The 12,098-nt window shown below is 48.4% G+C and carries 11 protein-coding genes; 6 read left to right on the top strand and 5 right to left on the bottom strand.

The window, feature by feature from the left end; translation table 11 throughout:
* The first annotated feature begins 208 nt into the window (after positions 1–208).
* The 4 genes from ACSAZK_RS09430 to ACSAZK_RS09415 all read left to right on the top strand — a co-directional run bounded on the left by ACSAZK_RS09430 (position 209) and on the right by ACSAZK_RS09415 (position 3,669).
* Positions 209–1,531, top strand: coding sequence for an AAA family ATPase (locus ACSAZK_RS09430; protein ID WP_440953914.1), 1,323 nt, complete (start codon positions 209–211; stop codon positions 1,529–1,531).
* Positions 1,532–1,628: 97 nt separating this feature from the next.
* A complete protein-coding gene (locus tag ACSAZK_RS09425; RefSeq protein ID WP_440953913.1) occupies positions 1,629–2,225 on the top strand; it encodes an RloB family protein in 597 nt (198 codons plus the stop codon).
* Between the two features lie 251 nt (positions 2,226–2,476).
* A complete protein-coding gene (locus ACSAZK_RS09420) occupies positions 2,477–3,013 on the top strand; it encodes a hypothetical protein (protein WP_440953912.1) in 537 nt (178 codons plus the stop codon).
* Between the two features lie 128 nt (positions 3,014–3,141).
* The gene (locus ACSAZK_RS09415) at positions 3,142–3,669 is read left to right on the top strand and encodes a hypothetical protein (protein WP_440953911.1); all 528 of its coding nucleotides are present in this window, start codon (positions 3,142–3,144) and stop codon (positions 3,667–3,669) included.
* A gap of 17 nt (positions 3,670–3,686) precedes the next feature.
* On the opposite strand, the gene ACSAZK_RS09410 is transcribed toward ACSAZK_RS09415, so the two are convergent.
* Positions 3,687–4,304, bottom strand: coding sequence for a class I SAM-dependent methyltransferase (locus tag ACSAZK_RS09410; RefSeq protein WP_440956987.1), 618 nt, complete (start codon positions 4,302–4,304; stop codon positions 3,687–3,689).
* Positions 4,305–4,499: 195 nt separating this feature from the next.
* Here ACSAZK_RS09410 and ACSAZK_RS09405 point away from each other — a divergent pair, with 195 nt between their 5' ends.
* Both ACSAZK_RS09405 and ACSAZK_RS09400 read left to right on the top strand, forming a co-directional pair.
* Positions 4,500–5,351: a hypothetical protein gene (locus tag ACSAZK_RS09405; RefSeq protein WP_440953910.1), complete on the top strand. Its 852-nt coding sequence runs from the start codon at positions 4,500–4,502 to the stop codon at positions 5,349–5,351.
* Positions 5,352–5,531: 180 nt separating this feature from the next.
* Entirely contained in the window at positions 5,532–6,374 is an 843-nt protein-coding gene (locus ACSAZK_RS09400) for a nitrilase-related carbon-nitrogen hydrolase (protein ID WP_440953909.1), read from the top strand.
* Positions 6,375–6,896: 522 nt separating this feature from the next.
* Here the strand turns inward: ACSAZK_RS09400 and gatB are convergent.
* The 4 genes from gatB to ACSAZK_RS09380 form a co-directional block, all read right to left on the bottom strand.
* The gene (gene gatB, locus ACSAZK_RS09395) at positions 6,897–8,384 is read right to left on the bottom strand and encodes an Asp-tRNA(Asn)/Glu-tRNA(Gln) amidotransferase subunit GatB (RefSeq protein WP_440953908.1); all 1,488 of its coding nucleotides are present in this window, start codon (positions 8,382–8,384) and stop codon (positions 6,897–6,899) included.
* Complete coding sequence (gatA, locus tag ACSAZK_RS09390; protein WP_440953907.1) at positions 8,385–9,818, bottom strand: Asp-tRNA(Asn)/Glu-tRNA(Gln) amidotransferase subunit GatA; 1,434 nt, start codon at positions 9,816–9,818, stop codon at positions 8,385–8,387.
* A 9-nt stretch (positions 9,819–9,827) separates the two neighbouring features.
* Positions 9,828–10,109, bottom strand: coding sequence for an Asp-tRNA(Asn)/Glu-tRNA(Gln) amidotransferase subunit GatC (gatC, locus tag ACSAZK_RS09385; protein WP_440953906.1), 282 nt, complete (start codon positions 10,107–10,109; stop codon positions 9,828–9,830).
* 212 nt (positions 10,110–10,321) lie between these two features.
* Positions 10,322–11,485 (bottom strand): Coenzyme F420 hydrogenase/dehydrogenase, beta subunit C-terminal domain, encoded by a 1,164-nt coding sequence (locus ACSAZK_RS09380; protein ID WP_440953905.1) that lies wholly within the window; start codon positions 11,483–11,485, stop codon positions 10,322–10,324.
* Positions 11,486–12,098: the final 613 nt, after the last annotated feature.

The raw sequence follows: 12,098 nt of genomic DNA, 5'->3' as shown, positions 1-12,098 counted from the left end.
AGCGGGACCGGACAGACGGGGATACGGTATTCACGCAGTTTTGGTTTTCTCCTCCCAAAAGTCGAGAACTCCTTTTTTGATTTTGAACGTTCTCAATGTGCAAAATCCTGTTAAATCTCTATATTTTGCGCCTAAAATGCCAAAAAATGCAAAATTTTTGCAAAATTGTCAATTAAACTTATTAATCTGAACCGCCATATACAATATTATGCTCCTGGAATTCTCCGTTGAAAACTTTCTCTCCTTCAAAGACAGGGTTAGCCTCAGCCTCGACTCCAGTGCGAGCAAGAAGCTTTCCTGCAACCTTATAGAGGTCTCGGAAAAGGAGCGACTGCTCAAGTCGGCTGTGGTTTACGGGGCAAACGCTTCGGGGAAGTCGAACCTGGTAAAGGCTCTCTTTTTCATGCGGAACATGGTTGCGCATTCGCATAACTTCAATATAGATACGAGGATTCCCGTTACGCCTTTCAGGCTGGATAGGGAGTGCCTGGAAAAGCCTTCCTGCTTCGAGCTCAAGTTTGTTCATGAGGGGGTCAGGTACAGGTATGGTTTTTCCTGTGACAGATGGCGGGTTATCGATGAGTACCTTTTCGAAAGGCCGGGGAAAAGGGAAAGGGCTGTCTTTAAACGGAAGAACAGCTTTGAAAAAGACAGTTCTGCCAAAGGAATCTCGGAATTTCACTTTCCTGTAGACAAAAAGCAGCAGGAACTTATCAGTTCCCAGACCATCGAAAAAACCCTCTACCTCTCGCGGGCGACGCAGCTCGGGTATGAGAAAACCAGGCCTGTCTACGAGTTTTTTACCGGGAGCCTGCAGGTAAGCCTCACTTCGGGCTGGGAGAACTATACCCTTGAGCGGATGCATTCTGACGAAGTGTTCAAAGCCAGGGTTATTGAGGTGCTGAAAAAGGCTGATTTCGGAGGGATAGAAGAGATCACGGTCAAAAAGCTAAAAAGTCCTTCCCCAGCACCGGAATTCGTGTTCGAGTACTCCCCTACGGATGCCTTCAAAAGCTCCGGGTCTTCCGCCAGGCCTGCCGCTATGTCTGCCAGTGGGTACGGTGGGGCTTCCGGTGGGGCTTATGGGGATTCTTACGAAGTAAGGATCAGGCACAGGACAGAAAGCGGGGATGCCGTATATTTTGACCTGCGCGAGGAATCCGAAGGGACCCGGAAAACCCTCACGCTCCTGGGGCCTCTCTTTGACGTCATGGATGCAGGTGGGGTTCTTTTCATAGACGAACTCGAATCAAGCCTCCACCCGGAAATTACCCGGCTCCTTATCCGGCTTTTCAACAGCAAAAAGAACAGCCGGGCGCAGATGGTCTTTACCACCCATGACACTAACCTCCTTGACAATGAACTCTTCAGGCGGGACCAGATCTATTTCTGCACCAAAGAGCCTAACCGGCATACGGAGCTTGCTTCCCTGCTCGATTTTGACATAAGGCAGGAGATTGATTTTGAGCGGGCTTACCTGACCGGCAGGGTTGGGGGGGTTCCGATCGTGGATGAAACTCTGCTTTATTGACAATAATTGACTGAAATGATTTATTGACAATAATCGGCAACAGTTTGTTTATAACTGTTGACAATAATTTATTAATGGGGTTTGGGAAGGGCCGATTATGGTTAGAAAGAAAGGGAAAAAGCCTATAAAAACTGCCTGGATCTTCTGTGAGGGTGAAAAAACGGAGTCCTACTACTTTAGCAAATTGAGGGCAGAGGAAAGGCTTGAAAGGTTGAGGATCAAGGTCCATTCTTCTGAAAATAAGGACCCTGTTGGCCTTGTGAATTACTCCGTCGAGTTCAAAAAGCACAGAAAGGACTACCTGTCCGGCGATCTGATCTTCTGTGTTTTCGACAGGGACCTCAATTCAAATGCGGCACTTGCAAATGCAAAGAATATTGCAGAGGAAAACGGCCTTTTCCTGATTTTCTCGAACCCCTGTTTTGAATACTGGATACTTTCGCATTTCGAATACTACCCGCAGGCGATAGAAAAGGACCTGCTCAAAAGAAAACTGGACCTAAGCCTGGGCGAATACCGAAAAAATGACTCTGAACTCTACACAAAAATAAGGGGCAGGCTAGATGATGCTGTAAGCAATTCCAAAAAAGTCCGTGAAAAGCACCTGGAATACGGTGTGGAAATCCTGAGCAGGGAGAGCAATCCTTTAACGCTTGTTTTTGACTTGATAGAAAAAGTCAATGATTTCAAGTAGCAACCTTTCTTCTTTATAAGGACAAATGTTGCTCAAAATGTCCATGTAGAGTGAAAAATAACCGCTAAATTGGTCTCCTATTCAGGGTCAAATCTCTGTTAAATCGGTCTCTTATGAAAGACCAAAACTTGCCTATAATGGTCTCGTATACAAGACCAAATTTCCTGAAACCTGTTTTTCCTGCAGGATAATCCAAAAACCATCCTCTAAATCACAACCTTTATACCTCTCCCCTTCCCAAAAATTCATACATGTCCCCCTCAACCCCCCGGCAAGCAATCCCCCTCAAAGTGGAGCACTCCACAAAAGACCGCCTTTACTGGAACTTCTTCAACATGATTCCTTTTCTAATCGGTTCCATAGCAATTGCCAGGGATTCTTTCAAATGGGTGGCAGTTTATATAGGCATAGCCCTCTTTTTCTTCCTTGTAATCGAGTTTCGTTTCACCTGCACCCACTGCATGCACTATATCCGGAGCAAGGGATGTGTAAAATGCATGATGCTTCACGGGGTGCCCAAACTCTTCAAGGTCCGGCCCGGCCCCCACAGCCCGCTCGAAAAGGTGATTACTGCAATCGGGGCTCTTCCCATGTTTCTATTTCCGGTATACTGGCTGGTAAGGGACCCCCTGCTGCTGGGTGCCTACATCGTTGCCTGGGCTCTCTTTGGGATGACTGCAAGGAGATATGAGTGTATTCGTTGCATTAATTTCGAGTGCCCGATGAACAGGGTGCCTGCTGAGCTCAGGAAGGAGTTTGAGGAAAAAGAAGGCTATTATGAAAGGTAGAACTTTTAAGATGAGTAGTGCGTCAAGATAAGTAGTGTTTTTAAGAACGGTAGAACTTTTAAAAAAGAAGAGGACTTTTAGGAAAACGATAACTGTTATGGTTGCTTTTTTTGCTGGAGAATATTCTAATGTCAACCTCTGATTCACAGATCCCCCTAAAAACAGAACACGAATTTAAGGACTTCCTTTACTGGAACTTCATAACCCTGGTTCTGCTATTTCCGGCAGCACTTGCAATCGGCATGCGCTCTACAGGGTGGCTGCTTGTCTATATTTTCCTGGTTGCTTTCCATTTCTATGTCCTTGAGCAGCGTTTCTTCTGCACTCACTGCCCTTACTATGCAAGGGAAGGAAAATGCGTAAACTGCATGATGAACTGGGGCTGTCCTAAATATTTCAAGCCGAGACCGTATCCCCCGAGCAGATTCGATATTGCAATAACGTCCCTCGGTTTCATCATTGTTATCTTCTTCCCGCTTCCCTGGCTCTTGAAAGAACCGTTCCTGCTGGGGGCTTACTTTGTTGCCATTGTCTTTTTCCTGCTGACCGTGAGGAGGTATGAATGCGGACGATGCGTTTATTTCGGCTGCCCTTTTAACAGGGTTCCGGATGATGTGAAAAAGGAGTTTGAGGAAAGTGAAGGCAGGGTTGAATAATTCTAATTGCTTTTACATCAGATTTTTTCAAAAGAGTATGCCCATTTCCCCTTCTTTTTCAGCTGGAAAAACCCGCCTTCTGTCAACCTTTTCACGATTTCCTCTTCTTTCAGGTGGTGGTCGCTGAAGGAGAGGGTTCCGCCGGGTTTCAGGATGCGGTGAAGTTCTTTCAGGATTTTGTCGGGCTCGCTCAGGGTGTGGTAGGTGTCGTAGAAGAGAATAAGGTCCAGGCTTGAGGATTGAAGGCCGGTATCGCAGTCTGAAAGAATGGTTTCAACATTTTTTAGGTTCTTTTTAAAAGCCAGGTCTTTGACCATCTCTATTGCGTGCGGGTGGATGTCCAGGGCATAGACTTTTCCTGAATTTCCTGCAAGCTCTGCGGCTGCAGGGACGTACCCTCCAGGGCCGCAGCCGTAGTCCAGAATCCTGAAGCCCGGTTCTATTTTCACCTCTTCAAGGATCTTCCGCCTGGGCTTGATGAAGTCCCGGAACCTGAACATGAGAGCCATGGCATGGAAGTGAAGGTCAGACATCGGTTCGTCCATAATATTCCCCCTGCCGGTTTGTAGAAATCGTTTTTTTACCCGGTTTGTATTTTTCCCTGCTGTTTTTCCCCTATGAACATTATTTGAAATTCTTGAGTCTTATATTTTGTCCGCAAAAGTTGTGAGGCTTGTATTTTTATATGCAAAAGTTGATTTGTTTGAATAAAATCTGTCTCTTTTTCAAAAAATTAAGTAAACAAATATTAAAGTAATTGATTACATACACTTATTCATAAATTGAAATCCGATGCCAATACGCTATGAATATCTGTGGGGGGTGGTAGCTTGGCTGAGGTTTCCGAATATTCGATTTCCGGACATTCCAAATCTAAAGATAAGTCTGATAATAGTAGCGCTCCTGATTATGGCGCCCTTAATAGCCGTGTTTCTAATAGCCGTGTTTCTAATAGCCGTGCTCCTGATCTATTACAGGGCAGCGCTTCGAATATTGAGTTTCATTCTGCTTCCGGAATGCACATCATCACATACGGAGGAGAGTACAAAAGCGATTTTTTCCTGAAAAGGCTGGCTCCTTCCCTCGTCAGTAATTTTGGCGAGGAAAGAATTTCGGCTGCTTCCGAACTCTTTTCATACATGTTCCCTCCGCTTCTCGTTATGTTCTCTTTTCTCTTCTCAGGCTTTCTCTCTTCTAACCTGGGAGTTCCCTTATGGGTGGATACCTTCATAGTCGTTTTCGGAATAGCTCTCGGAGTGCTTGCGGTGGTGCTTGGGGAACAGTTTTCCAGAATCGCGGACTACCACAGGGATGCCCGGTGCAGGGCATGCTGTGAACCTTTTGCCTGTGAAGAGTTCGAAATTCCGGATGTAAAGGAACTCAGCACCCCTCACAGCTACAGCGTAAAAATAACTCGCTACTGGAAATGCAAAAACTGCGGACATGAAGAAGCCAGGACAGGGAGTGAAGGAATTGTTACCTTTAAGGGAAATCCCGGAGTTTTTACTCCTCAAAAAATGTCATGCAGGGTTTGCGGAAAAAACGCTGCCTGCGAGGAATTCAAAAGACCGGATGTAAAGGAAATCAAGCAGAAGTTCTGGGCATTGATTACCACAACCAGGTATTACAGGTGTAAACACTGCGGGCAGGAAGATATTAAGGTGGAAAAGCAACGAATTTGATGCCCTTGGGACAGTGCATCAGGTATTTGAGAAGCAGTGCATTTGATACTTTAATAAAGTTTATCCGGTTAACTGTTTTTTTGAAAATGCAAGGGATCACAAAGCTTTAATTGAATTGGGATGTAAGCAGATGCTAAGAACACATTAGTAGAATTTTATTTCTGATTCCGGTGGCCCTCCATGAAAATCGCCTGTATCCAGATGAACATCTCCCTCTGCTCAAAAAAGGAAAACCTTGAGTGTGCCCTTTCCCTTGCAGAAAAAGCAGTCTCAAAAGGGGCTGAACTACTTGTTTTCCCGGAAGTTTTCTCAACCGGGTTTTGTTATGAGCACATAAAGGATGCAGCTGAATCCGTTTCCGGCCCCACTCTCGAAGCCCTCCGCTCTTTTTCAAAAGAACACGACTGCATTCTTGCAGGCTCGATTATAGAGAAAATGGAAAATGCGGGAAAAGAACCAGGGTCGATAGAAAGGGATAAAGTAAGGGGTGAAGTCCGGAAAGAAGAGCAGGGCTCGTTCCAGTACAACCTCGGCTTCTGTATCGAATCCGGAAAGCTGGCCGGAACCCACCGGAAAACTCACCTCTACGGCCCTGAAAAAGAACACTTTGCGCGCGGAAACCGGATTGCTCCTATCCGGCTGGAAAAACACGGACTTACTATCGGGCTCATCGTCTGTAATGAACTCCGCTACCCGGAAGTTGCCAGGAAACTGGCCCTTGAGGGCGCCGACATCCTGGTCTCGGCTGCTGAAATCCCTGACTTTTTCGGGTACCCCTGGAGGACAATCTCCCTTTCCAGGGCTCTGGAAAACCAGCTCCCACACGTTGCCTGCAACAGGGTAGGAATAGACCGCTATTCGACTTACCTCGGAGGCTCTTTTATCGCGGACGGCTGGGGGAGCATGCTGGCAGAAGCCGGAAAAGAGGAGTGTGTCCTGGTAGGGGAAATCGATCTGGAAAAGGCAAAAGAAACCAGGGAAACAACATCCATTTTCGGAGACCGAAGGCCTGAATTGTATTGAAATTTGTTGAATCGTATTGAAATGTATTTAATTACGTTGAAATTTCCAGAAAAAAGTTTGAGTTAGGAAAGTGGTGGCTGGCTTGAAGAAGATGTGTGCGGTGCAAAAAAGGGCTTATTTCCGGGTTGTTCTGGGGCTTGTTTTCTTCTTGGTTGTGATGGTGGCGGTTTTGAGGTATTTTTTCTATTGAGCTTCTCTTTTGAAATCGGGATCCTGAATCCTATTTTTTTAATTTTTAATTTTTTATTTCGGGGTCAGGCCGCTTCGCTTCGCGAGCGGGGACAATAACGACGGGGATGAGGCTATTCACGCAGCTCTGGTTTTCTATCTTTCAGCAGAAACCTTCGGCTCCCGAAAAAAGAGCTCTATAGAGAAAAGAGAAAATTCGAAAAACGTTCCCCGATAAAAGGCGAATCCTGATAAAAAGAAAAAGTGTAGTGGAGGTTAACCCTGTCCCGGGCTAACCTTCCAGTTTTCAGTTTTTAGTATTCATTATTCAGTATTCGGAACCAGGGCCGGTTTTTATCCTTTCAGTTCCTTTACGAGCATCTCGCGGGCGGTCTTTGCGTCTGCTGTGCCCTTGGTCTTTTTCATGACCTGTCCGACCAGGAAGTTCAGGGACTTTTCAGCGCCTCCAAGGTAGTCCTGGACGGCGGCTTCGTTTTCGGCGATTGCTTCTGCGACGGCTTTTGTTACCAGGTCGTCTTCGGCTTTGAAGAGGCTTTTTTCCTCGATGATCTGCAGAGGAGTCTTTTCTTCCTCGTCGTCCAGGGTGCTGCGGATGACTTCCACTGCAGCCCTGTCGCTGATCTTGCCGTCGGTGAAGAGGGCTACCAGTTCGACCATGTCGGCGACTTTGACAGAGTTCGTGATGCTGTGGTCCTTGTCGTTGAAGCATCCGATGGCTCTGCCGTCGTATGAGGAGATTACCAGGTCGCGGTAGTTTAATTCGCCCAGAAGGACGTCGGCGACCCAGGTGGCTGCCTGTTTGGGGTCTGTAGCTTCTTTACAGACGCCTTCATAGAAGTCGGCGAGCATGATCTTGGAAGTCAAGGCTTTTGCGTGCATGTCCGCTATGCCGTACTGCTCAATGAAGCGGGAGCGTTTGGCGTCGGGAAGTTCCGGAAGGGTCTTTTTGATCCCCGGGATCCAGTCGGACACTTTCATCGGCATGAGGTCAGGTTCTCTGAAGTAGCGGTAGTCCTCTGCTTCTTCTTTTGTCCTCATTCCTATGGTTACGCCCCGGGCTTCGTCGAAGTGGCGGGTCTCCTGTGTGATCTCGCCTCCGCGGCGGATCACGTTCTTCTGGCGCATGATCTCGTAGAGGAGGGCTTTCTCCACGCCTTTGTGGGAGGAGATGTTCTTGACCTCAACACGGGTGCCGCCGTAGACCGAGACGTTTGCGTCCATCCTCATGGCTCCTTCCAGGTTGCCGTCGAAGACGTCCAGGTACTCGAGGATGTTCCGGAACTTGTCCAGGAACCTCCGGGCTTCCTTGGGGCTCCTCATGTCAGGGGCTGTAACGGTCTCGATCAGGGGCATCCCGGACCGGTTGTAGTCGATCAGTACCCCTTTGGACTTTTCGATGCTCCCTATATGGACCAGCTTTCCGGGGTCGTCTTCCATGTGGGCTCTCCAGATCCCTACCTCATGTTCTCCGTCTTCACCCTCGATCACTACCTTCCCGTTGCTCACGATCGGGTAGTCGTACTGGGTTGTCTGGAAGCCTCTGGGCAGGTCAGGATAGAAATAGTTCTTCCTGTGAAACTGCGTCTCCTCCGCAATTTCCCCCTCAAGGGCAAGCCCTACCTTGATTGCGGCCTTCACAACTTCCCTGTTCAGGACCGGCAGGGCTCCGGGCAGGCCCAGGCAGACCGGACAGGTGTGGGTGTTCGGGGCTGCGTCATGGTAGTCGGTCGAACAGCCGCAAAACATCTTGGTATTGAGCTTGTTTAGCTGGACGTGGATTTCAAGCCCGATTTTCACGCCGTCAGGGTTCTCGTAAACCATTTATGCCACCTCCGGAGGTCTCTTTGTATGATGATCGGTATTCTGTTCAAAGGCATAGGCAGCCTGAAGTATGCTAGCTTCGTCAAAGGGCTTTCCTATGACCTGAAGTCCGATTGGCAGCCCGTCGGTAAAGCCGCAGGGCACGGAAATTGAGGGTACGCCTGCCAGGTTGATGGGACAGGTGTTGACGTCCGAGAGGTAAAGGGTGAGCGGGTCTTCGATCTTTTCCCCGATCTTGAAAGCAGGGTTCGGCATGGTGGGAGCCATCAGGACGTCTGTCTTTGAAAGTGCTTTGTCGAAGTCCTGTTTTACCAGGGTCCTGACCTTCAGGGCTTTGAGGTAGTACTTGTCGTGGTACCCTGCGGAAAGGGCATAGGTTCCAAGGAATATCCTGCGCTTTGCCTCAACCCCGAAGCCTTCTGCCCTGGTTTTGGAAATCATGGAGTGCCAGTTTTCTCCCTTCTCCCGGTACCCGTAGCGGGTCCCGTCAAAGCGGGCAAGGTTGGAGGAAGCTTCGCTCATTGCGATGATGTAGTAAGAGGCAAGGGCGTAAGGGATGTTTGGCATCGAGACTTCTTCCCAGGAGGCACCCAGGTCCTCGCAGCGGTGGATCGAGTCCCACACCGCCTTTTCAACGTCAGGGTTTATTCCTTCCCCGAAGAATTCTTTCGGGATCCCGATTTTCAGCCCTTTGATGTCATCTTTCAGGGCTTCCTGGTAGGCTATCTTCCTGTCGATCGAGGTTGAATCCCTGCTGTCATACCCTCCGATCACGTCCATCAGGGCTGCGATGTCGCTTACGTTGTTGGCAAGGGGGCCTACCTGTTCCAGGGAGTTTGCGTAGGCAACTACCCCGTACCTGGAAACGGACCCGTATGTGGGTTTTAGCCCCACGATCCCGCAGAAAGCTGCAGGGCAGCGCACCGAGCCTCCGGTGTCCGACCCGAGGGCAAAAGGAGCTTCTCCACCTGCAACGACTGCTGCACTTCCTCCTGAAGATCCACCGGGTACTCTTTCGAGATCCCAGGGGTTCAGGGTGGGGCCGTAGTGACTGGTTTCCGTGGAAGAGCCCATGGCAAACTCGTCCATGTTCGTCTTTCCGAGGATCACGGCCCCTGCTGCCTGGAGTTTTTCTATCACGTGGGCGTTGAATGGGGGGACATACCCTTCAAGGATTTTCGAGCCGCAGCTGTTTTGCATGCCCTGCACGGAGATGTTGTCCTTGATCGCGATTGGCACTCCTGCCAGGGGGCCATCATGGCCTTTGGAATCGATTTCCTTTGCCTTTTCAACTGCCTTTTCCGAGACCGCGACATAGCCGTTGAGCTTGCTCTTCCCTATAACTTCAAGGTAGCGGGCAGTGACTTCTTCGGCCGAACTCTCCCGGATCTGTTCTTTTACCTGAGCAACACTCATCCATTTTGCTTCTGCCATTTTTTCCCCTCACACGATCTTCGGGCTCTTGAAAGCCCCATCTTGCTTGTGTTCGGTGTTTGCAAGCACTTCTTCCTGCGGGAGGGATTCCTTGACCACGTCCTCCCTGAACACGTTGAAGACCTCAGCCACGTGGTAGGTGGGGGGCACATCTTCGGTCGGCAGTTCGTCCAGCTGCCCGAAATAATCCAGTACTGAGTTAAGTTTTTCCATATATTCGGTGGTTTCCTGCTCGCTAATCTCAATACGGGCAAGCCAGCCGATATGTTCTACATCTTCTTTTGTGATCATGAAATTTCCTCAAAAAAGAATAATCTGAATAAAAGGATATTGACTCTGCATACTAAAAACAAGTCATGAAATAAATATATATTCTCTTCCTCCACAATCTGTTGCCGGCGGGCAGATGAAGGGTAGCCGGTAAATGTCCGCTTAGCAGCCGGATGGGAGCCAGTGCGCAGTCAGTCTGATGCGATTTTTTAGAGCTTTTAATCAAAAAATTTTCACACCTTTTCCCTCATGTGCAGGGCGTACATCTGGACCTTCTTCATTTTGGCGAGGTTGAGGACTTTTTCGAGTTCGTTGTCGGTCAACTCTTTTGCTTCGATGTATCCGCTGTCAACGGCTTCCTTGAAGATTTCGTAGCCCATGGCTGATCTCGCGAGGACTGTGGTCCAGCCTTTGGGGCTTCCGACGCCGCCAAAGGAGATGTCCGAGTTTTCCCCGGTAAGGTCCGTGCAGAATTTGCAGGAGGAGCTCCGGTATTCGTCGAATTCGCTGAGTTCGAAGGTGCGGGTTTCCCCATTTTCGAGGAAGACTTCGAACTTTCCTTTCCTGATTTTCATGGCGTCGACGTCTTCGAGCAGGATCCCGTAACTCTCAAGCACTGCTTTGATTCCTTCGTAGGAGAAGGTGTCCATACAAAAGAGCCCCAGTTTAAGGACCTTGGCCCGCATGAAAAGGTGCAGTAAGCCGTGGGAACTTTTCTGCATCTTCGTTACGGCATCGATGTTGCAGCTCGTACCCACGAAGGCGATGCTGTTCATCCCCTGCTTTATGGCGCTCATGAGGGCTTCCAGGGTCATGGAATGGGAGTAGATGCTGCCTCCGCTTTCCAGAATTTCTTCCCGGGTTTTTGCAACCATGGGCATGGGTTTCCAGGGTTCTTCTTTTGACTGTCCGGTTACCACGGCGCAGTCGATGAGCCCTTCATCAAGGGCGTAAAGGAGAAGGGAAGTCACTACCCCGCCGTCCTGGCCCTTTAATTCGGGAATGGCCGATTTTGCGGCGTAGGCATAGCGGATGTTTCCTATAAGCCCTTCTTCTGTGGTGATGGTCCGCGGGCACTGGTAGTAGCAGACGCCGCAGGCTTTGCAGGGGCCTACAAGTTTTGGTTTCCCTTCTTCGATGGTGATGCACTCGCAGCTTGCGGCGCAGGCTCCGCAAAGGGTGCAGATCCCCGGTTTGATGATGTCGCGCTTTAGTTTTCCAAAGGAAATTTTTTCCTTGTCGCTAAGGTTTCTTTTGAGCCGGATAACACTCTTTTCCAGCACCTCGAATTTTTGCTTGCATTCGGGACTGCAGAAATAGTACGGTTTCCCCCCGTAGTCCGAAACGTATTCAGTACTGTCTGACACAATTTTCTTGCAGATAGGATCAAGTGGCATTAAAAGCCTCCAATGCAGGTTCACACGAAAAATTAAGGCAGTATACGACTCCCCTCCCCGGGAGATCTATTTGCACCAATCCGGAAGGGTTAGTCAACTGGTGTGTCAATTACAATGTATGTGGTGTATGCATGGTGTATGTTGTGTATGCAAGGTTTCATTTGTAATTTCACCACATTTATATATTTACAATCTTTATATTTAGACGCTGTACGCTTCCCTTATTAAAATATCGGTCAGAGCTTTTGAATTTCTCGGGGTCTGCAGGTCGGAAAGTGAGGTGAAAGTGTTAACGGTGTAAACACTGGTGAAACTGAACGAGTATAAATGAAATAAAGTATTGTGTGTCGGGGCGTAAACCCCTATCTCTTTCCCTTTCCAGGCTGAAATCAGGGGCAATTTGTCCTTTCGATTGTGTAAAATCCGGATCAATAGACTCTCAGGGGTCTTTTTGGAAACATTATTATATGCTCTGGTTAATACCTTCCTCTATACTTCGAATAAATTGTGTTCTTGTTAAATTCCTCTCTCGGAACCCTTTGCAGGTATCCTGAAGCATCCCTTTGTTTACAGCCTTTGTTTACAGGAATCTTTTAAAATTGTAGCTCATAAA

Origin of the sequence: Methanosarcina sediminis (assembly GCF_052056915.1) — an archaeon.
Lineage (GTDB): Archaea > Halobacteriota > Methanosarcinia > Methanosarcinales > Methanosarcinaceae > MTP4.
The sequence above is the reverse complement of the archived record's forward strand: the minus strand, read 5'-3'. Positions and strand labels throughout refer to the sequence as shown.